At 61.4% G+C, this 18918-nt stretch carries 20 protein-coding genes and 1 pseudogene; 11 read left to right on the forward strand and 10 right to left on the reverse strand.

What is annotated here, in order from left to right:
* Window positions 1-176 precede the first annotated feature (176 nt).
* Complete coding sequence (locus tag JH25_RS12040; RefSeq protein WP_005792463.1) at window positions 177-1841, forward strand: putative bifunctional diguanylate cyclase/phosphodiesterase; 1665 nt, start codon at window positions 177-179, stop codon at window positions 1839-1841.
* Window positions 1842-1966: 125 nt separating this feature from the next.
* On the opposite strand, the gene JH25_RS12035 is transcribed toward JH25_RS12040, so the two are convergent.
* On the reverse strand, window positions 1967-3370 hold the full coding sequence (locus tag JH25_RS12035; protein ID WP_032878743.1) for a NorM family multidrug efflux MATE transporter: 1404 nt from the start codon (window positions 3368-3370) through the stop codon (window positions 1967-1969).
* Window positions 3371-3521: 151 nt separating this feature from the next.
* Between JH25_RS12035 and JH25_RS12030 the strand changes: the two genes are divergently transcribed.
* The 3 genes and pseudogenes from JH25_RS12030 to JH25_RS29400 all read left to right on the forward strand — a co-directional run bounded on the left by JH25_RS12030 (window position 3522) and on the right by JH25_RS29400 (window position 6596).
* On the forward strand, window positions 3522-4442 hold the full coding sequence (locus JH25_RS12030; protein WP_032878744.1) for a LysR substrate-binding domain-containing protein: 921 nt from the start codon (window positions 3522-3524) through the stop codon (window positions 4440-4442).
* A gap of 177 nt (window positions 4443-4619) precedes the next feature.
* A pseudogene (locus JH25_RS29395) lies at window positions 4620-5693 on the forward strand (Cache 3/Cache 2 fusion domain-containing protein); the annotation flags it as partial.
* A gap of 180 nt (window positions 5694-5873) precedes the next feature.
* The gene (locus JH25_RS29400; protein ID WP_371920243.1) at window positions 5874-6596 is read left to right on the forward strand and encodes a methyl-accepting chemotaxis protein; all 723 of its coding nucleotides are present in this window, start codon (window positions 5874-5876) and stop codon (window positions 6594-6596) included.
* A gap of 3 nt (window positions 6597-6599) precedes the next feature.
* Here the strand turns inward: JH25_RS29400 and JH25_RS12020 are convergent, their stop codons facing one another.
* Window positions 6600-7514 (reverse strand): ABC transporter six-transmembrane domain-containing protein, encoded by a 915-nt coding sequence (locus JH25_RS12020; protein ID WP_177327406.1) that lies wholly within the window; start codon window positions 7512-7514, stop codon window positions 6600-6602.
* Between the two features lie 112 nt (window positions 7515-7626).
* Between JH25_RS12020 and JH25_RS12015 the strand changes: the two genes are divergently transcribed.
* Complete coding sequence (locus tag JH25_RS12015) at window positions 7627-8202, forward strand: TetR/AcrR family transcriptional regulator (protein ID WP_032878749.1); 576 nt, start codon at window positions 7627-7629, stop codon at window positions 8200-8202.
* 6 nt (window positions 8203-8208) lie between these two features.
* Here the strand turns inward: JH25_RS12015 and JH25_RS12010 are convergent, their stop codons facing one another.
* Window positions 8209-9705 (reverse strand): YifB family Mg chelatase-like AAA ATPase, encoded by a 1497-nt coding sequence (locus JH25_RS12010; RefSeq protein WP_032878750.1) that lies wholly within the window; start codon window positions 9703-9705, stop codon window positions 8209-8211.
* 215 nt (window positions 9706-9920) lie between these two features.
* Window positions 9921-10184: an accessory factor UbiK family protein gene (locus JH25_RS12005; protein WP_005792456.1), complete on the reverse strand. Its 264-nt coding sequence runs from the start codon at window positions 10182-10184 to the stop codon at window positions 9921-9923.
* 422 nt (window positions 10185-10606) lie between these two features.
* Between JH25_RS12005 and glnK the strand changes: the two genes are divergently transcribed.
* The 4 genes from glnK to sutA all read left to right on the forward strand — a co-directional run bounded on the left by glnK (window position 10607) and on the right by sutA (window position 13387).
* A complete protein-coding gene (gene glnK / locus JH25_RS12000; RefSeq protein ID WP_002555808.1) occupies window positions 10607-10945 on the forward strand; it encodes a P-II family nitrogen regulator in 339 nt (112 codons plus the stop codon).
* 34 nt (window positions 10946-10979) lie between these two features.
* On the forward strand, window positions 10980-12317 hold the full coding sequence (locus JH25_RS11995; RefSeq protein WP_032878752.1) for an ammonium transporter: 1338 nt from the start codon (window positions 10980-10982) through the stop codon (window positions 12315-12317).
* A 209-nt stretch (window positions 12318-12526) separates the two neighbouring features.
* Window positions 12527-12952 (forward strand): secondary thiamine-phosphate synthase enzyme YjbQ, encoded by a 426-nt coding sequence (locus JH25_RS11990; RefSeq protein WP_005792453.1) that lies wholly within the window; start codon window positions 12527-12529, stop codon window positions 12950-12952.
* A 102-nt stretch (window positions 12953-13054) separates the two neighbouring features.
* Entirely contained in the window at window positions 13055-13387 is a 333-nt protein-coding gene (sutA, locus tag JH25_RS11985) for a transcriptional regulator SutA (protein ID WP_032878753.1), read from the forward strand.
* 127 nt (window positions 13388-13514) lie between these two features.
* On the opposite strand, the gene JH25_RS11980 is transcribed toward sutA, so the two are convergent.
* Genes JH25_RS11980 through lptM form a run of 6 tightly spaced genes read right to left on the reverse strand, consistent with a single transcriptional unit; the run spans window position 13515 to window position 18097 of the window.
* Window positions 13515-14210, reverse strand: a complete 696-nt coding sequence (locus JH25_RS11980; RefSeq protein WP_032878755.1) for an HAD family hydrolase — start codon at window positions 14208-14210, stop codon at window positions 13515-13517.
* Complete coding sequence (gene xerC, locus JH25_RS11975; protein ID WP_032878757.1) at window positions 14207-15106, reverse strand: tyrosine recombinase XerC; 900 nt, start codon at window positions 15104-15106, stop codon at window positions 14207-14209. Before xerC ends, JH25_RS11980 begins: the two co-directional genes overlap by 4 nt.
* A gap of 2 nt (window positions 15107-15108) precedes the next feature.
* The gene (locus JH25_RS11970) at window positions 15109-15825 is read right to left on the reverse strand and encodes a DUF484 family protein (protein ID WP_032878760.1); all 717 of its coding nucleotides are present in this window, start codon (window positions 15823-15825) and stop codon (window positions 15109-15111) included.
* A gap of 13 nt (window positions 15826-15838) precedes the next feature.
* Window positions 15839-16669 (reverse strand): diaminopimelate epimerase, encoded by an 831-nt coding sequence (gene dapF / locus JH25_RS11965; protein WP_032878763.1) that lies wholly within the window; start codon window positions 16667-16669, stop codon window positions 15839-15841.
* Between the two features lie 3 nt (window positions 16670-16672).
* Window positions 16673-17920: a diaminopimelate decarboxylase gene (gene lysA, locus JH25_RS11960; RefSeq protein WP_032878765.1), complete on the reverse strand. Its 1248-nt coding sequence runs from the start codon at window positions 17918-17920 to the stop codon at window positions 16673-16675.
* A 9-nt stretch (window positions 17921-17929) separates the two neighbouring features.
* Window positions 17930-18097 carry an LPS translocon maturation chaperone LptM gene (gene lptM / locus JH25_RS28140; protein ID WP_003195417.1) on the reverse strand — a complete coding sequence of 56 codons (168 nt, stop codon included), beginning with the start codon at window positions 18095-18097 and terminating at the stop codon, window positions 17930-17932.
* A 238-nt stretch (window positions 18098-18335) separates the two neighbouring features.
* Between lptM and cyaY the strand changes: the two genes are divergently transcribed.
* Both cyaY and JH25_RS11950 read left to right on the forward strand, forming a co-directional pair.
* Entirely contained in the window at window positions 18336-18668 is a 333-nt protein-coding gene (gene cyaY, locus JH25_RS11955) for an iron donor protein CyaY (RefSeq protein ID WP_032878767.1), read from the forward strand.
* Between the two features lie 2 nt (window positions 18669-18670).
* On the forward strand, window positions 18671-18889 hold the full coding sequence (locus JH25_RS11950) for a DUF1289 domain-containing protein (RefSeq protein WP_032878769.1): 219 nt from the start codon (window positions 18671-18673) through the stop codon (window positions 18887-18889).
* Window positions 18890-18918 lie beyond the last annotated feature (29 nt).

The following is an 18918-nucleotide window of genomic DNA, read 5'->3' on the forward strand; positions in this document are numbered from 1 at the left end:
ACTCGATCTAAATTTGCCGGTTTTGCTACTTTGCCGCAGGATGTGGGGAATACTCAGACTATTTTTCACAGTCTGCGTGTTTGATAACACCTATCATTTGTCACGCATTTATCATTGCCAGGCCGCACGTCATAATGCCATCGCTCACGAAATTTAGCAGAGTCTAGGGAGTTAGCTTGTCTACGCCTGTCGAACCCTTGCGTTTGCTGCTGCTGGCCGAAGAGCCTGCATGGGCAGCGTTGTTGCGCGAGTGCCTGGTGCCGATGGGCGAAGGGGCTGTGCTGATCAGTGCACCCAACTGGGACTCGGTGAGTCGTCTGTTCGATGACGATCAGGGCGCCGTGCTATTGACCACGCCCAGCCTGCAGCCCGGTCCTGGCCGCTGCAGCTTGCCGTGTGTATTGCTGTTGGAGCAGGAGCCGCTGGTGTCGCCGCTCGGTGTCAGCGACTGGTTGATCCTGAATGGGCTGGACCCTGAAACATTGCGCCGCTGCTTGCGCCATGTGCGCGAGCGCGGCGTTCTGGAGAACACCTTGCAGCGCTTGGCCGAGCAGGACCCGCTCACCGGTATCGCCAACCGCCAGGGCTTCCAGACACTGCTGGCGGCGCGGCTGGCGGACAACGAAGGCCGCGGCCTGGCTCTGGGCCATCTGGACCTGGACAACTTCCGTCATGCCAACGACGCCCTCGGCCACCAGGCCGGCGATCGGTTGATCCTGCAAGTGGTGTCGCGGCTCAAGAGCCAGCTCGAAGCCGGGGACCAGCTGGCGCGGCTGGGCAGCGATGAATTTGCCTTGCTGATCGACACCCGTCGCGCGCCCCAGCGTGCCGAGTGGATGGCCGAGCGCATCACCGAAGTGATGGCCGAGCCTTACTGGGTCGATGGCGAAAGCTTGTTGATCGGCTGCAGCCTGGGCGTGGCACATGCGCGCGCCCGCGCCGGCGCTGACCCGTTGATGTGGCACGCCCATATCGCCATGCAGCAGGCCAAAAGCACCCAGGGCTGCACCTTTCACATCTTCAATGAACGCATCAACCGCAACGCTCGCAGCCTGGCCGACCTGGAAAGTGAACTGCGCCGGGCTTTGCGCCGCGATGAGCTGGAGCTGCATTACCAGCCGCGCCTGGACTTGGACGACGGTCATATCGTCGGCCTCGAAGCCCTGGTGCGCTGGCGCCACGGTGAGCGCGGCTTGTTGCCACCCAGCGAATTCGTGCCGCTGGCCGAGCAGAGTGGCCTGATCGTGCCTTTGGGCTACTGGGTGATTTCCCGGGCCCTGCGCGACATGCAAGACCTGCGCGAACGCGGCCTGCCGCCGCTGCACATGGCCGTCAACCTGTCGTTTCGCCAGTTCCAGGACAGCCAATTGCTCTCCACACTCAGTCGGCTGATTGCCGAGCGTGGCGTGGAAGCGCAATGGCTGGAGTTCGAATTGACTGAAACCGCGGTGATGCGCCGCAGCGATCTGGTCAAGCAGACCATGGACGCCCTGGGCCGCCTCGGCGTGCGGTTCTCCCTGGATGACTTCGGCACCGGGTTTTCGTCATTCGTGCACCTCAACAGCCTGCCGATCGCCTTGTTGAAGATCGACAAAAGTTTTGTCGGCGGCATGGAAGAGCGCGAAGAAAACCGCAAATTGGTACACGCGATGATCAACCTGGCCCACAACCTCAACCTGGAAGTGGTGGCCGAAGGCGTGGAGACACCCGAGCAGCTTGAGCTGTTGCGGTTGTTCGGTTGTGACCAGGCCCAGGGGTACCTGATCAGCAAGCCGTTGCCGTTGGCGGAACTGGTGGAGTACCTGATGTTTGGGCAAAGCCAGCAGGCGCTGTTGGGCTGAGCCTTCAAAGTGGTTCAAATGTGGGAGCTGGCTTGCCTGCGATAGCGGTCGTTCAGCTAATAATGATTAGCCTGACACACCGCTATCGCAGGCAAGCCAGCTCCCACATGGACCGCGTGCGCTCGCTAGTCAGGCAGTGCCGCTTGGAATCCAACAGGAGCATCCGGCTCCTGCCGAATCATCCGCTTCATCTTCGCCTCAAACGCCCATGTCAGGCTCACCGCCGCGCACGCCAGTCCCAGCGCCAAGCCCCACCATACCCCGGTGGGCCCCCAGCCTAAAGTGAACGCCATCAGCCAGGCCGAGGGCGCACCGATCAGCCAGTAGCAACCCAGGCCGACCAGGAAGGTGGTCTTGGCGTCCTTCAAACCACGGATACAGCCCATGGCAATGGTCTGCACACCGTCGAACAATTCAAACCACGCGGCGACGGCCAGCAGGCTGACGGCCAGGACGATGACGTCATGGAACGCCGGGTTGTCATGGTCGAGGAACAGCCCGATCAACGGGTCGGAAAACAGCCACAACACTACGGCAAATCCCAGCATTACCATGGCACCAAAGCCTATGCCGACCCGACCGGCCATGCGTGCCTGCAACAACTGCCCGGCGCCGTAATGCTGGCCGATGCGCATGGTCACCGCGTAGGACATCCCCGCCGGTACCATGAACGCCACCGAGACAATTTGCAGGGCAATCTGATGCGCGGCCAACTGGGTACTGCCCATGGTGCCCATGCACAACGCCGCAAAGGCAAACAGCCCGACCTCTACTGCATAGGTGCCGCCGATCGGCAGGCCCAGGCGCCACAGCTCGCGCAGGTAGTGGGTATTCAAGCGCAGCAGTCCAGTACCCAGCGGGTAGGCGGCGTAGGCGCGGTTGCTGCGGATGTACCACATCAATGCCAGCGCCATGCCGTTGGCGACGATGGCGGTCACCAGGCCAATGCCCATCAGGCCCAGTTTCGGCAGGCCGAACATGCCTTCGATCAAGGCGTGATTGAGCAGGTAGTTGACCACGGTGCCGCACAGGCTGATCACCATCACCGGCGTCGCCTTGCCGATCGCGCTGGTAAAGCCGCGCAGCGCCATGAAAGTCAGATAGCCGGGCAGGGCGAAAGGCAGGATGGTGAGGAATTGCCCCGCCGCTTGTACGTTGGTTTCGGTCTGGCCGAACATCAGCAGCACCGGCTTCAAGTTCCATAGCAGCAGCGCCGCTGCCAAGGCCATCAACCACGCCAGCCACAGCCCGGCCTGGGTGAGGCGCGTGGCGCCGTCGATATCGCCTGCGCCGTGACGAATGGCGACCAGGGTGCCCACCGCGGCAATCACGCCGATGCAGAAGATCGCCACGAACGAATAGCTCGCCGCGCCCAGGCCGCCGCCGGCCAGGGCTTCGGGGCTCAGGCGCGCCATCATCAGGGTGTCGGTCAGCACCATCAGCATGTGCGCCAACTGTGAGGCAATCAACGGCCCCGACAGCCGCAGAATGGCCCAGAGTTCGGTACGTGCCGGATGTTGCATGATCATCACACTCAAATAGTCAGGAAATGGGGGGAGATTGATTCTCGGCGCTTTGGGCGCTTTGCACAAAAGGATAAAAGCGATCGTTCACATGATTAAAACTCATGCCTGGTTGATTCTGATAGGGTGCCGATATTGCGCCGTCGGAGCTTTCCCAATGTCTCGTCGTCTTCCTCCACTGTATGCCCTGCGTGCATTTGAAGCCGCTTCCCGGCACAACTCCTTCACCCGTGCGGCGCAGGAACTGTCCATCACCCAAAGTGCGGTCAGCCGGCATATCCGCACCCTCGAGGAGCATTTCGCCTGCCGCCTTTTCCAGCGCAGCGGTCGCAATCTGCAGCTCACCGAAGCCGCGCGCCTGTTGCTGCCCGGCGTGCGCGAAGGCTTCGCTGCGTTGGAGCGCGCCTGTCATACCTTGAATACTGAAGATGACATTCTGCGCATGAAGGCACCGTCCACCTTGACCATGCGCTGGCTATTGGCGCGCCTGAGTCGCTTCCGCGCCTTGCAGCCAGGCAATGAGGTGCAACTGACCAGTGCGTGGATGAGCGTGGATGAAGTGGACTTCAACCAGGAACCCTTCGACTGTGCGGTGTTGTTGAGCGATGGGCATTTTCCGGCGGACTGGGAGGCCAGTTACCTGTTCCCCGAATTGCTGATCCCCGTGGGCGCGCCGAACCTGCTGGATGATGGACCTTGGGACGCTGCCCGCCTGGCGAGTGCCGAGTTGTTGCATCCCACGCCTGATCGTCGTGACTGGCGCAACTGGCTGGAGCGCATGGGGTTGTCGTCCCGGGTGTCTCTCAAGGGCGGGCAGGTGTTCGATACCCTTGAGTTGGGCATGATCGCGGCGGCGCGTGGTTATGGCGTGTCCATGGGCGATTTGTTGATGGTGGCCGAAGATGTCGCCCAGGGACGCCTGAGCCTGCCGTGGCCCAGGGCGGTCGCCAGTGGGGAAAGTTACTACCTGGTGTGGCCGAAAACCCGTCCCGGGGGGGAACGCTTGCGACGGCTGGCGGAGTTTCTTCAAGGAGAAGTCAAAGCGATGGAGTTGCCTCAGGTTGAACGTCTGGATTGAGTAGGGGCCGGCGTTTGATGCAATCGTTTGCGGGATACCCCTGTGATTCGCTCAAGTATTACCAAGTGCCGCCGAAGAAGGTGTGTTGGAACAATCGTGCACCAACGTTTCCCACTAGATAATTTGCCGAGCAGCGCTATGAGATCAGGATGATCCTGGCCTCGGCCAGGAGCTGTCATGTCTCAACCTCGTGCCCGGATTGCCTCCCAGTTAGGTCTCGCCCTTGCAGTGATTCTGGCTGTCGTTATCAGCGGCAGCACTGTGTTTGCCCTGCGTTCCCTTGACTCCGCCAACCTCGACACCCGTGAGGAGCACCTGGCCAGCGAGGCGCGTTTGCTCGCCGACCAACTCAATACCTTCCACAGCACCTTGCGCGAGAGTACCCAGCGTTTGAGCGGGCTGTTTGAAAAACGCTTCGGCGCCGGCCTGAGTGTGCGTGCCGACCAACCCGTGGCCGTGGCCGGTGTACAGACGCCGAGCCTGTACCTGGGTAATGAGGTGCTGAACAACAATTTCGAAGAAGTGGATGAGTTCAAGCAAATGTCTGGCGGTGTGGCCACCGTATTCGTGCGCAGCGGCGACGACTTTATCCGCGTGAGCACTTCCTTGACCAAGCAGGATGGCAACCGTGCCATCGGTACGGTGCTTGACCGCCAGGGCGCGGCTTACCAGCGTGTTGCCGACGGGCAAACCTATATCGGCCGTGCGGTATTGTTCGACCGTTCCTACATGACCCAGTACAGCCCGGTGCGTGACAGCAGCGGCAAGGTCATCGCCGTGCTGTTTATCGGCTTCGATTACACCGACGCGCAGAACGCCCAGTTTGAAAATCTCAAGCGCTTCCGTCTCGGCCAGACCGGCTCCCTGGCGCTGCTGGATGAGCAGAAGCATTGGCTGGTGCCGCCAGCCGGCGTGCAGGCGCCGGACCAGGCCATTGCCGTGATGCTCGACCTGGCAAAGACGCCGGGGGCAGGGCGTTTCTGGAGCGATAATAACGAAGATTTCTACAGCGTTTCGGTGCCGTTCGAAGGCGGCCCCTGGGCGGTGGTGGCGAGTATGCCCAAGGCGGAAATACGCGCCGTGACGTGGGAAGTCGGGATTCGCCTGGTGATCGGCAGCGTGCTGGCGATGTTGCTGGCAGTGGGCGCCACGGTGTGGCTGTTGCGCAGCAAGCTGGCGCCATTGAGTGATTTGGTACGCCAGGCGCAAGCTCTGGGCGCAGGCGACTTGAGCGCACGCCTTAACGTGTCCAGCCATGACGAAATCGGGCAGTTGGCGCGCAGCTTCAATCAGATGGGTGAGGCGCTGTCGACCATGGTTTCGCATATCCGCAGTGCTGCCGAACAGGTCAACAGCCGCGCCCAGGCGCTGTCGGGGCTATCCGGTGGCGCCTACGAAGGCATGGAGCAACAGTCCGGCGAGATCACCAGTATGGCCGGCGCGGTGGAAGAGTTCAGCGCTACCTCGTTGAACATCGCCGACAACATGGGCAACACCGAGCGCCTGGCGCAAGAGAATGCCCAGCAGACCCGGATCGGCCGCACCTCGATGCAAGAGGCGTCATCGTCGCTGGAGCATATTGCCACTGCCCTGAACAGCACAGCCGCAGTGATCAACACCTTGGGCCAGCGCTCCCAGGAAATCGGCGGGATCGTCGGTGTGATTACCTCCATCGCCGAACAGACCAACCTGCTGGCGCTCAACGCCGCCATCGAAGCCGCCCGCGCCGGTGAACAAGGCCGCGGTTTTGCCGTGGTCGCCGACGAAGTGCGCAACCTGGCCTCGCGCACCCGCCAGGCCACCGATGAAATTTCGGCGATGATCCAGAGCATCCAGCAGGAAACCGGCAACGCCATCAGCACCATGGAACACGGCAAGGTATTGATGCAGGACGGCCTGTCGCGCAACGCCGACGTCGCCTCGGCCCTGGCGCGTATCGATGAGCAAAGCCGCTCGGCCGGCCAGCAATTCGCTGCGATCACCACCGCCACCCAGGAGCAGAGCAGCACCGCAACCCTGCTCAGCAGTAACTTGCAGAGCATTGCCCTGGCCAACAGCGAGCAGCGCGAAGTGGTGTCGAACCTGGCAGTCACCGCCAAGGAACTGGAAACCTTGGCGGCAGGCTTGCGTCAGGAGGTAGACCGGTTTCGTTGAGGCTTAGTGGTCGCCCAGCCCTGGGTCTACGCGCTTGCCGATGTCCTTGAGCCGCGCCAGTTGGTCGACCATACCTGGCGCTTCATCCATGCTGGTCACGAAGGTCCACAGGTAAGTCATCACCGCGTAGATGTGGCCGGCCTTGACCGCTGGGGACAAGGCCAACTGGCTGATCGCAACCACAAACAGCAAAGCCGCGAGCGTACCGAGAAACAGGTACGCCGCAGCCTCGCGGTCTGAAAGCCAGATGCGCAGGCGCGACAGCACCTGGTAGTGACGTCGCAGGGTCGGCGCGCCGACCTTTTCGACCAGGCCGATTTCTTTCTCCAGGCGGTTATTCAGGCGCTCGTGTAGTTCCTGATTGCGCTGTGCAAAGCGTGGCAACAAGGTGATGCACAGCAGCAGCGCGGCCAGGCAGGCCATGCCTACCCATGGCTCAATCACGATCAACATCACCGCCGCGCCCACAATCGACACCAACGCCGTGGCGATGATCGGCACGTGCTTTTCAAAGAAGTCGACAAATTCCCGTGCCAGCACCACCCGTGCCGCCGATTTCGAGGTGCTGTGGTTCTGTTGGCGCTGGTTGAGGATGACTGGCACCGCAAGGTCGGCGTAAATGCGCGTGAACGTGCGTGTATCCAGCGCTCGCCGTGCCGCCCCGACCACCCAGAACGCCATGACCACGGCGGCATAGAACAACGCACTGGTGGCATCGCCGCGGATAATCGAATCCACCGCGAACCCGGCAAACAGCGGATAGGCCAACAACAGTGCGTTCTCCAGCGCCACCAGCGACAAGGTGCAAGACAGCTTGCCGGGATAGGCTTTGGCAATAGCCTTGAGTGTCTGGCTGGCGGACTGCTGGCCGATTTTCTGGCTTTCTTCGATCAGAATTTGGGGGGTGACGGATGTCATGGGTGCACCAAAGGAGTGATAGACGCTATTATTGAGCGACTGCTCAAGTATCCTTGAGCGATCGCTCAAAAAGCAAGCGCCGCTCATCTACCGGCGCCCGAAGGAATTGCCCATGTCGCGTATCGACCGTAAAGACCAGATCATCGCCGCCGCTCTTGAGCTGTTTCGCAGCAAGGGCTTTGCCGCGGTGTCCACCCGTGACTTGGCCGAACATGCCGGGCTGTCACGCAGTCACGTCTATCACTATTTCAGTGACTGGAATGAACTGCGTCGCGAAGCTTTTGTGCGCTTTGCCAATGAGCAATTGGATGAAGTGCGCGAGCCGTTGGCCGATGCTCCACCGCTGGAGGCGCTTATGGGGTTCTTGCGCGACTGCCTGCCCAGCACCGCTGACGCCGCTTGGGCGCTGTGGCTCGACGCCTGGGACGAAGCCATGCACGACCCGCAAATGGCCCAGGCTTACCTGGTGATCAACGCCCAGTGGCAAGGCATGCTTGCCGAAGTGATCGAGCGGGGCGTTGCCGATGGCGTCTTTCGCTGCGAGTCGTGTCAGCGCGCTGCACGGCAGATCTTCGCCCTGGCGATGGGCTATGCCGATGACCTGATGCTCAAGCCTTCCGCAGAGTCGGCAGAAGCGGTGCTGGAAGAGGTGCTGGAAGTGGCGAGGCTGCTGCTGGATTTTGCCTGACAAGTGCTAGCCATGAGCGGCTGGTCGGTACTGCAACGCCTCCGCCAAATGATGGCGGGCGATGCCTTCCACTTGCTCAAGGTCCGCCAGGGTGCGAGCCACCTTGAGCAACCGATGGGCTGCACGCAGCGATAATGTCAGTCGTTCGCACGCGCTTTCCAGCCAGCTTTCATCGGCTTTGGTCAACTGGCAGTGTTCGCGTAGCCGTGGCAGATCGAGGAATGCATTGGCACAACCCTGGCGCTGGTGCTGGCGTTCACGGGCTTGCGCCACCTGGGCGGACGCTTGCGCGGTGGTGTCACCGGCCTGTTGGGAGGGGCTCAGCGCAGTGACCTCCCGCGCGACTGTCAGGTGCAAATCAATCCGGTCCAGCAGCGGCCCGGATAGCTTGTTGCGATAGCGTTGTATCTGTTCCGGCGTGCACCGACAACGCCCGCTGGGTTCGCCCATGTAGCCGCACGGGCAGGGGTTCATGGCCGCGACCAATTGGAAGCGTGCCGGGAAACTCACCCGGTCCCTGGCTCGGGAGATCACGATATGCCCCGACTCCAATGGCTCGCGCAGCACCTCCAGTACCTTGCGATCAAATTCCGGCAGCTCATCCAGAAACAGCACGCCGTGATGGGCCAGGGTGATTTCCCCCGGCTGCGGCTTCGAGCCGCCACCCACCAGCGCCGGGCCGGATGCCGAGTGGTGCGGCTGGCGAAACGGGCGATTGGGCCAATGGCTCAGGGGGGCCAGGCTGACCACGGATTGGATCGCGGCCACTTCCAGCGCCTCCTGCTCGCTCAGCGTTGGCAGCAAGCCCGGCAGGCGGCTGGCCAACAGGGTTTTGCCGGTACCGGGTGGCCCGCTGAACAGCAGGTTATGTGCGCCGGCCGCCGCAATCAGCAAGGCACGCTTGGCTGCCAGTTGGCCCTGCACTTCACTCAGGTCCGGGTAAGGCTTGTTCAAGTACAGCAAGCCGTCGGACCTGTAGGGCTCAATCGGCACATGCCCATTAAGGTGCGCCACCACTTGCAGCAGGTGGTCCACCGCAATCACTTTGAGCCCCGACGCCAGGCAGGCTTCCTCGGCATTGGCCCTGGGCACTATCACGGTGCGCCCGGCCTTGCGCGCCGCAAGCGCGGCCGGCAACACACCCTTCACCGCCCGTACCTCGCCCGATAACGCCAACTCACCAAGGCACTCCACGTCATCAAGCATCAAGGCCGGCACTTGCACACTGGCCGCCAGGATCCCCAGGGCAATCGCCAGATCAAAGCGCCCGCCGTCCTTGGGCAGGTCGGCGGGCGCGAGATTGAGGGTGATGCGCCGGGCCGGGTATTGCAGCGCCGAGTTGAGAATGGCGCTGCGAACGCGATCCTTGCTTTCCTTCACTGCAGTTTCCGGCAGGCCCACCAGCGTCAGCGATGGCAAGCCATTGGCCATATGCACTTCAACGGTGACGGCGGGGGCTTCAACGCCGACCTGGGCGCGGCTGTGCACGATAGCGAGGGACATGCTCGTTCCTTGAATGGGTGGGCCGCTTCCTGCGGGTTTTTCAAGGGTAGACGAGGTGGGACGGAGCGGGGCGAGGGAGATTTTACAGAACGTATCCGGGCGGCAATGCAAAACAAATGTGGGAGCTGTCTTGCCTGCGATAGCGGTATGTCAGCAAAGAATCATCCGCTGATGCACCGCCATCGCAGGCAAGACAGCTCCCACACTAACCGTGTTTATTCAGCAGAGGATGGCGCCAACCGTGCTTCAAGTTCAGCCACCTTCGCCTCCAGGCTCTCCAACCGCGCACGCGTGCGGGCCAGCACCACCATCTGGCTGTCAAACTCTTCCCGGCTGACCAGGTCGAGCTTGCTGAAACCACTTTGCAGCAATGCCTTGAACTGGCTTTCGATTTCATTGCGGGGCAGCGGGGTGTCGCCGCTGAACAGGCGAGAGGCGTGGCCGCTCAGGGCGTCGAGGAGGTCTTTGGGCGCGAGCATGGGAAACATTCCGGAAAACAGTTGGCCAGCAGTGTATCACGCAGCGTCTATAGTCTTTTTCATGCCGCGTTGCGCACGGTTTTCGCGCATCAAAGCGGGCGGCTGCGCACCGTTTTGATGCGCATTGCGGCCGCGCGCACGCCCCGTGGGTGGGCACAAGTGAGCAAGGGATTGATTTCAGTGGTTTTTACGGAGCTGGCAAGGTTTCTGCTTAGACGATCATGACCCATGCACTGATGCAGTCGCTGTGACGAATGCAGTGCGCCGACGGATCAGGGGTACAGGTTTCGTCACCAGTGGATCGCTGGCGTCGCAACGGCAAATGCCGAGGCGACGATGCGTTACAAAGCCAGGCACTGCGCTTAGACTTGAGACGGGTTTGTTTTCCTGGGGCAAGTCCACCAATTCGGGAGAGAGTTTTCATGAAGCTAGTCACTGCCATCATCAAGCCGTTCAAGTTGGACGATGTACGCGAGTCACTGTCCGAGATCGGCGTGCAGGGCATTACCGTTACTGAGGTCAAGGGCTTCGGTCGGCAGAAGGGTCATACCGAGCTGTATCGTGGCGCGGAATACGTAGTCGATTTCCTGCCGAAGGTGAAGATTGATGTCGCCATTGACGACAAGGATCTTGACCGGGTTATCGAGGCGATAACCAAGGCGGCCAACACCGGCAAGATCGGTGACGGCAAGATCTTCGTGGTCAATCTGGAACAGGCTATTCGCATCCGTACCGGCGAAACCGATACCGACGCAATCTAAGCCGCCAAACCCCAACGCCCCAGGAGAAAACACTATGACTCTGCGTAAATTCGCAGGGCTCGGAGCCCTGCTGTCCATCGTAATGCCAAGCCTGGCCATGGCGGCAGACGAAGTGGCTGCTCCAGTCCTCAACTCCGGCGACACCGCCTGGATGCTGACCGCCACCGCTTTGGTGCTGTTCATGACCATCCCTGGCCTGGCGCTGTTCTACGGCGGCATGGTCCGCTCCAAGAATATTCTGTCAGTGATGATGCAGTGCTTTGCCATCACCGGCTTGATCAGCATCCTGTGGGTCGTCTACGGCTACAGCATCGCGTTTGATACCACCGGTATGGAACAGGGTGTGGTCAACTTCAACTCCTTCTTCGGCGGCCTGGGCAAGGCGTTCCTGGCGGGTGTCACCCCGGCCAGCATCACCGGGCCTGCGGCGCTGTTTCCGGAAGCCGTGTTCATCACCTTCCAGATGACCTTCGCCATCATCACCCCGGCGCTGATCGTCGGTGCCTTTGCAGAGCGCATGAAGTTCTCCGCGATGCTGATCTTCATGGCTATCTGGTTCACCCTGGTCTACGCGCCGATCGCGCACATGGTCTGGAGCGGCAACGGTGGCCTGATGTGGGACTGGGGCGTGCTGGACTTCGCCGGCGGCACCGTCGTGCACATCAACGCGGGTGTGGCGGGCCTGGTGGCGTGCATCGTGCTGGGCAAGCGTAAAGGCTTCCCGACTACACCAATGGCACCGCACAACCTGGGTTATACCTTGATCGGCGCGGCCATGCTGTGGATCGGCTGGTTTGGCTTCAACGCCGGCTCCGCTGCGGCGGCCAACGGCACGGCGGGCATGGCGATGCTGGTGACCCAGATTGCCACGGCTGCTGCGGCGCTGGGCTGGATGTTCGCCGAGTGGATCACTCACGGCAAGCCAAGTGCACTGGGCATTGCCTCAGGTGTGGTGGCCGGCCTGGTCGCCGTGACGCCAGCCGCTGGCACCGTGGGCCCGATGGGTGCTCTGGTGATCGGGCTGGTTGCCGGTGTGGTGTGCTTCTTCTGCGCCACCAGCCTCAAGCGCAAGCTGGGCTACGACGACTCCCTGGACGCCTTCGGTGTGCACGGTATCGGCGGTATCGTCGGTGCGATCCTCACCGGTGTGTTTGCAGCCCCGGCACTGGGCGGTTTCGGCACCGTGACCGATATCGCTGCCCAGGTCTGGATCCAGTGCAAAGGCGTAGGCTTCACTGTGATCTATACAGCCATCGTGACCTTCGTCATCCTCAAGGTGCTGGACATGGTCATGGGCCTGCGTGTCACTGAGGAAGAAGAGGCTGTGGGCCTCGACCTGGCGCAACACAACGAGCGCGGCTACAACTTGTAAGTACGCGAAAAAAACATGCCCGGCTTGCCGGGCATTTTTTTGTCTGGTGTTTGTCTTTGGCTAAAGGTGTATGGGTTTTTTATCAACTTTGTGATGGGATCCACACGGCACTTTTCAGAGTGCAAATGTCTTACAGGCATGAAGGCGTATTCGGCACTTTGTTTTTTCCCAGAGCGCGCTAGAATGCGCGCCGATGGGCGGAGAACTGTATGTGGCAACAGACCCTGATTACCCTGCGGGCCAAGCCCCGGGGCTTTCATCTGGTAACGGACGAGTTGCTTGCCGGCTTGCCTGAATTGAAGGCTTGCCGTGTGGGCCTGTTGCATTTGTGGCTGCAGCACACCTCGGCCTCGTTGACCGTCAACGAGAATGCCGACCCGGCGGTTCGCCGTGACTTCGAGCGTTTTTTCAACCTGCTGGTGCCACAGGGCCGCGCAGGGTTTGAACACAACGACGAAGGTCCGGATGATCTGCCGGCGCACTTCAAGGCCAGTCTGCTGGGCTGCCAGCTGAGTTTGCCGGTCAAGGCCGGCCGCTTGGCGATGGGGACCTGGCAAGGTGTTTATCTGGGCGAGCACCGTGATCATGGCGGTGCTCGTAAAGTCCTCGCCACCTTGCACGGTGAAGAGGCATAAGCCACTGGAAATCCGGTGGATGTTGATTTTTTTCCGGCGACCTCGACAGAGGGTGAAGCTGGGCTATAACTAATCTGCTTTTCGCAAGTCATGAGGTAGAACATGAGCGACGATGATCTGGAACAAGACGACCTCGAAGTAGGTGATGAAGACGACACCGAAGAAGGTCTTGAAGTAGCGGCGGAAGACGTTGCTGACGATGCCGAGGATGGCGGTGCCGATGACGCGGCTCCCAAAGCCAAAGGCAAAGCCAAGGCTGCTGTTTCGGTAGACGAGCTGCCAAGCGTTGAAGCCAAGAACAAAGAGCGCGATGCCCTGGCCCGTGCGATGGAAGAGTTCCTCGCTAAAGGCGGCAAAGTGGTCGAAGTCGAGGCTAACGTGGTTGCAGACCCACCGAAGAAGCCGGATAACAAGTACGGCAGCCGACCTATCTAAGGTCTGCCTCCTGCTTGTAAGAAAAAGCCCGCCGTCGCTGCGGGCTTTTTCATGCCTGGAGCCATTATCAGTTCGCTGCAATACCTTGTGGGAGCAGGCAAGCCAGCTCCCACATTGGGGGGCAGTGTTAACCCCAGCGACTCAGCAGTGGCGGCAACTCCGTCAGGCTGCGAATCTGCGCATCCGGGTGCTTGTCACCCTCCCAGGCCTTGCCCGCGGGGTTAAACCACACCGCCCGCAGCCCCGCCTGCTGAGCACCGGCGATGTCATCCCCAGGGTGATCGCCCACGTGCACCGCCGCTCCGGCGTCCACGCCACCGCGCTGCAACGCCTCTTCAAACAAGCGCCCGTCCGGCTTGGCAATGCCGATGTCTTCAGCGCGCAAGGCAAAATGGAAGTACTCCGCCAGGCCAACGCGCTGCACATCGGCATTGCCATTGGTGATCACCCCCAGCAGGAAGTGCTGGCGCAGCGCCTTGAGCATCGGCTCGGCTTCCGGGAACACGGTGAGCTGGTGACGTGCATGGATGAACGCTTCGAAGCACACATCCGCCATTTGCGCCGCTTCAGGCTGGGGATAGCCGGCCTCTTCGAATGCCAGCATCAACACCCGATGGCGCAGGATGCTGATGCGGTGCTTGAGCTCGGGATGACGCTGCAATACTTGCTGGCGCAGGCTGGCGAAATGCTCCAGGGGTAGGTCCCCGACCTTGGAGGCGTTGAGCGCCAGCCATTCGCGCATCGACGCTTCGGCGCTGATGATGACGGGTACGTTGTCCCAGAGGGTGTCGTCCAGGTCGAAGGTGATCAGCTTGATACTCATGAGTCGCTGCCTTTGATGCGTTTGGCCCGGGGATGGGCGCTGTCGTACACCGTTGCCAGGTGCTGGAAGTCCAGGTGTGTATAGATCTGGGTGGTCTTGATATCGGCGTGGCCGAGCAGTTCCTGTACGGCGCGCAGATCCTGGGAGGACTCCAGCAGGTGGCTGGCGAAGGAATGGCGCAGCATGTGCGGGTGCAGATTCTGCCCCAGCTCCCGCTCGCCGGCGGCCTTGACCCGAAGCTGGATCGCTCGGGGCCCCAGGCGTCGGCCTTGCTGGCTGACGAACACCGCATCGTCCGCCGGGTTGGTCAAAAGGCGCAGTGGCAGCCATAGCTGCAAGGCTTCGCGGGCTTTTCTGCCCACCGGCAGTACGCGGGTCTTGCTGCCTTTGCCGAGCACTTGTATCAGGCCATCGGCGAGGTCCAGCTGATCGAGGTTCAGGCTTGTCAGCTCCGACAGGCGCAGGCCCGAAGAATAGAACAGCTCAAGGATTGCCTGGTCGCGATGGGCCAGGAAGTCATCCTCTACCGCACCATCGAGCAACTGCAAGGCACGATCGGTATCCAGGGTCTTGGGCAGGCGCCGCTCGCCTTTGGGCGGGGACAGGCCATTGGCCGGGTCGTGATCGCACAGGCCTTCGCGATTGAGGTAGTGATAGAGGCCGCGCACTGCCGACAGCAGGCGAGACAGGCTACGCGAGGACTGGCCTTGCTGGTGCAACCGGGCGATCAGGCTGCGCAGGGCCTGGATATCCAGGGCTTTCCAGCTACTGACGTGCTGTTTCTCACAATAGGCCAGGACCTTGTTCAAGTCCCGCCGATAGGCTTCAAGGGTGTGGGGCGACACCTGGCGCTCATTGCGCAGGTGAGCGCAATAGGCGTCCAGTTGCCGCTCCATGGTCAGCGCACCGCGCGCAGTGTGGTGGTGTGGCGCGGCAGGACGCGGCCCAGCACTTCGGCGATGTAGGTCAGGAACAGCGTGCCCACCGAGCTTTTGTAGTGCGCAGGGTCACGGCTGGCGATGGCCAGCACGCCGTGCAAGCCTTGATGGCTGACGGCGATGACGGCGGTAGAGCCGATCTGCTTGCGCTGCTCGGCACCAAACAGGAAGTCCAGTTCATGTTCACGCAAGGTGCCGCTGACAGTCTTGCCTTCGGACAGCAGGCCGCCGATGGCTGTGTGTGCTTCGCCACCTGTGACCCAGCGACCCACCGGCATCGGGTTGTCGCTGAACAGGATCAGGCTGACAAAGGGCACCTGGAAGTCCTCGCGCAGGCTGTCTTCCACGGCGATCACCGTTTCTTCCAGGCTGGCGGCGTCCATCAGGGTCAGGATCAGGCGGCGGGTCTTGTCGAACAAGCGGTCGTTGTCGCGGGCCACGTCCATCAGGTGGGAAAGCCGATGGCGCATTTCAATATTGCGCTCGCGCAGGATCTTCATCTGTCGTTCCACCAGCGACACGGTATCGCCGCGCTGGTGGGGAATGCGCAAGGCCGGCAGCAGTTCTTCATGCTCGACGAAGAAGTCCGGATTAGCCTCAAGGTACGCCGCGACAGCAGCGGCCTCCAGGCTTTCACTCGGGGTAGCGTGTGCGGGTACTTGAGGCTTATCGGTCATTGGCTTGGCTCACTCATAGACGGACCTGTCCTTCGTATACACGCGAGGCCGGCCCGGTCATCATCACCGGGTGGCCAGGGCCTGCCCATTCGATGGACAAGCGTCCACCGGGCAGGTCGATCAGCAGCGGCGAGTCCATCCACCCCTGGCTGATCGCGGCTACGGCAGCGGCACAAGCGCCGGTACCGCAAGCCTGGGTTTCGCCGGCGCCGCGTTCCCAAACGCGCAATTGCGCGCGGGTACGGTCGATCACCTGCAGGAAGCCCACATTGACCCGCGCTGGAAAGCGCGGGTGATGTTCGATCTTCGGCCCCAGTTCGTGCACCGGGGCGTTATTGATGTCGTTGACCCGCAGTACCGCATGGGGGTTGCCCATGGACACGGCGGCGATATCCACGGTTTTGCCATCCACGTCCAGCGGGTAACTGAGGGCCTGCTCGGTGGCCAGGAACGGAATATCCGCCGGCACCAGGCGTGGCGCGCCCATGTTGACGCTGATCTGGCCGTCACTGCGAATATCCAGTTCGATCACACCGCCCTTGGTTTCGACGCGAATCTGGCGCTTGGCCGTCAGGCGCTTGTCCAGCACAAAGCGTGCAAAGCAGCGCGCACCGTTGCCGCACTGTTCCACTTCGGAACCGTCGGAATTGAAGATCCGGTAGCGGAAGTCCACCTCCGGGTTGCTCGGCGCCTCCACCAGCAGCAACTGGTCGAAACCGATGCCGGTGTGACGATCGCCCCACTGTTTGGCGTGTTTGGGCAGGATGTGCGCGTGCTGGCTGACCAGGTCCAGAACCATGAAATCATTGCCCAGCCCGTGCATCTTGGTAAAACGCAGCAGCATGGCTTACTCCGGCAGCAGGCTTTCGCCAGCATACAACTGGGCTACCGTCTCGCGGCGACGCACTTCAAATGCTTGATCACCGTCCACCAGCACCTCGGCGGCACGGCCGCGAGTGTTGTAGTTGGAACTCATGACAAACCCATAGGCACCCGCCGAATGCACGGCCAGCAGATCACCTTCTTCCAGGGCCAGCTGACGATCCTTGGCCAGGAAGTCGCCGGTCTCGCAGATCGGGCCGACGATGTCATAGGTGCGTGCTTCGCTTGCGCGAGGCGTCACGGCGGTGACATCCATCCAGGCCTGGTACAGCGCCGGGCGGATCAGGTCGTTCATCGCCGCATCGACGATGGCGAAGTCCTTGTGTTCGGTGTGCTTGAGGTACTCGACCTGGGTCAGCAACACGCCGGCGTTGGCGACGATATAGCGGCCCGGCTCGAACATCAGCGTCAGGTCGCGGCCTTCGATGCGTTCGCGCACGGCCTGGATATAGTCGCTAATCAACGGTGGCTCTTCGTCTCGATAACGTACGCCGACGCCGCCGCCCAGGTCGATGTGCTGCAGGTAGATGCCGCACTCGCCCAAACGATCGATCAAGGCCAGCAGACGGTCAAGGGCATCCAGAAAGGGTGGCAGTGTGGTCAGTTGCGAGCCGATATGGCAGTCGACACCCAGCACTTCCAGGTTCGGCAGTTGCGCGGCGCGGATGTACACCTCTTCGGCGTCGGCGATGGCGATGCCGAACTTGTTCTCTTTGAGACCGGTGGAAATGTACGGGTGGGTGCCGGCGTCGACATCCGGGTTGACGCGCAGGGAGATCGGCGCACGAACGCCCATCTCGGCGGCAACGACTTGCAGGCGCTCCAGCTCGTCGGTGGATTCGACGTTGAAGCAATGCACGCCGACTTCCAGGGCGCGGCGCATGTCTTCGCGGGTCTTGCCGACGCCGGAGAACACGATTTTCTCAGCCTGGCCGCCGGCGGCCAATACGCGTTCGAGCTCGCCACGGGAGACGATGTCGAAACCGGCGCCCATGCGCGCCAGGACATTCAGCACACCCAGGTTGGAGTTGGCCTTGACCGCGTAGCACACCAGATGCGGCACGCCATCGAGGGCGTCAGTGAACGAGCGGTATTGGGCTTCGATATGCGTACGGGAGTACACGTAGGTCGGGGTACCAAAGCGCTGGGCAATCGCGGACAGCGCCACGCCTTCCGCGAACAGCTCGCCGTCCCGGTAGTTAAAAGCGTCCATAAGTTTCCCTTAGTAGGTGTCGTGCTTATGCGCTTTTGACGGCTTTTGCGACGATTGCGCCTGTTCATTCGGATCTTTGCTGTCATCCGGCAGGTACAACGGGCCTTTCTGGCCACAGGCACTAACGAGGCAAGCGACCGCGACGAGCGCAGCAAGGGAAGAGATCAGGCGCTTCATGGCGAAATCCTTGAATATGCATTAATTGCGCCCGAGTATACCGACCACCCGGCAGCTTGCCTATGCGCCGCACTACCCGTCCGGCGGGGCTTTGCCGAGGAGCACAAGAAGCGGGCTACGCTACTTGATGATATTTCGTACTGCCATCTGTCATGAAATCGGTATCCTTTGCAATCGGCGAAGCGCGTCCGTATTGTGCCCCGCTTGAGCAAAACCAGACACTTTTGAGGTTGCCACAATGAGTTTGACCGAAGCCCGTTTTCACGACCTGGTGGATGCCACCCAGGAGAAGCTGGAAGATATTTTCGACGACAGCGACCTGGATGTGGATCTGGAAAACTCGGCTGGTGTGCTGACCGTCAAGTTCGAGAGCGGCCCGCAACTGATCTTCAGTCGCCAGGAGCCGCTGCGTCAGCTGTGGCTGGCTGCGCGCTCCGGTGGCGTTCACTTCGACTACGACGAAGAAAGCGGCAAATGGCAGTGCGACAAAAGTGAAGAGTTGCTGGGCGAAATGCTCGCGCGCCTCGTCGAGGAATATACCGGCGCCGAGCTGGATTTCGAAGAGATCTGACCGTGACCCAGCCTGTACCTGTACGCCCGCCCAAGCCGCTGTTCAGCAATGTCAGCCCGACGGTGCCGTCACCTTGTATCAGTTTGTGTCGCCTGGACGAGCAGAAAGTCTGCCTCGGCTGCTTCCGCCACGTGGAAGACATCCGTGAATGGCGCTCCGCCGACGATGCGCGGCGCCGGGTGATCTGCGCGCAAGCTGAGCAGCGCAAGGCCCAAGCCTGACAGCATCTTGTTTATTTGTGACGCTGTGG

This window comes from Pseudomonas sp. BRG-100 (assembly GCF_000737955.1).
Taxonomy (GTDB): Bacteria; Pseudomonadota; Gammaproteobacteria; order Pseudomonadales; family Pseudomonadaceae; genus Aquipseudomonas; species Aquipseudomonas synxantha_A.

What these genes read in the sequence shown, in the direction of transcription:
- JH25_RS12035 (WP_032878743.1), bottom strand. Translation starts at nt 3,370, where the DNA reads ATGATCATGCAACATCCGGCACGTACCGAACTCTGGGCCATTCTGCGG.
- JH25_RS12030 (WP_032878744.1), top strand. Translation starts at nt 3,522, where the DNA reads ATGTCTCGTCGTCTTCCTCCACTGTATGCCCTGCGTGCATTTGAAGCC.
- JH25_RS29400 (WP_371920243.1), top strand. Translation starts at nt 5,874, where the DNA reads ATGGCCGGCGCGGTGGAAGAGTTCAGCGCTACCTCGTTGAACATCGCC.
- JH25_RS12020 (WP_177327406.1), bottom strand. Translation starts at nt 7,514, where the DNA reads ATGACATCCGTCACCCCCCAAATTCTGATCGAAGAAAGCCAGAAAATC.
- JH25_RS12015 (WP_032878749.1), top strand. Translation starts at nt 7,627, where the DNA reads ATGTCGCGTATCGACCGTAAAGACCAGATCATCGCCGCCGCTCTTGAG.
- JH25_RS12010 (WP_032878750.1), bottom strand. Translation starts at nt 9,705, where the DNA reads ATGTCCCTCGCTATCGTGCACAGCCGCGCCCAGGTCGGCGTTGAAGCC.
- JH25_RS12005 (WP_005792456.1), bottom strand. Translation starts at nt 10,184, where the DNA reads ATGCTCGCGCCCAAAGACCTCCTCGACGCCCTGAGCGGCCACGCCTCT.
- glnK (WP_002555808.1), top strand. Translation starts at nt 10,607, where the DNA reads ATGAAGCTAGTCACTGCCATCATCAAGCCGTTCAAGTTGGACGATGTA.
- JH25_RS11995 (WP_032878752.1), top strand. Translation starts at nt 10,980, where the DNA reads ATGACTCTGCGTAAATTCGCAGGGCTCGGAGCCCTGCTGTCCATCGTA.
- JH25_RS11990 (WP_005792453.1), top strand. Translation starts at nt 12,527, where the DNA reads ATGTGGCAACAGACCCTGATTACCCTGCGGGCCAAGCCCCGGGGCTTT.
- sutA (WP_032878753.1), top strand. Translation starts at nt 13,055, where the DNA reads ATGAGCGACGATGATCTGGAACAAGACGACCTCGAAGTAGGTGATGAA.
- JH25_RS11980 (WP_032878755.1), bottom strand. Translation starts at nt 14,210, where the DNA reads ATGAGTATCAAGCTGATCACCTTCGACCTGGACGACACCCTCTGGGAC.
- xerC (WP_032878757.1), bottom strand. Translation starts at nt 15,106, where the DNA reads ATGGAGCGGCAACTGGACGCCTATTGCGCTCACCTGCGCAATGAGCGC.
- JH25_RS11970 (WP_032878760.1), bottom strand. Translation starts at nt 15,825, where the DNA reads ATGACCGATAAGCCTCAAGTACCCGCACACGCTACCCCGAGTGAAAGC.
- dapF (WP_032878763.1), bottom strand. Translation starts at nt 16,669, where the DNA reads ATGCTGCTGCGTTTTACCAAGATGCACGGGCTGGGCAATGATTTCATG.
- lysA (WP_032878765.1), bottom strand. Translation starts at nt 17,920, where the DNA reads ATGGACGCTTTTAACTACCGGGACGGCGAGCTGTTCGCGGAAGGCGTG.
- lptM (WP_003195417.1), bottom strand. Translation starts at nt 18,097, where the DNA reads ATGAAGCGCCTGATCTCTTCCCTTGCTGCGCTCGTCGCGGTCGCTTGC.
- cyaY (WP_032878767.1), top strand. Translation starts at nt 18,336, where the DNA reads ATGAGTTTGACCGAAGCCCGTTTTCACGACCTGGTGGATGCCACCCAG.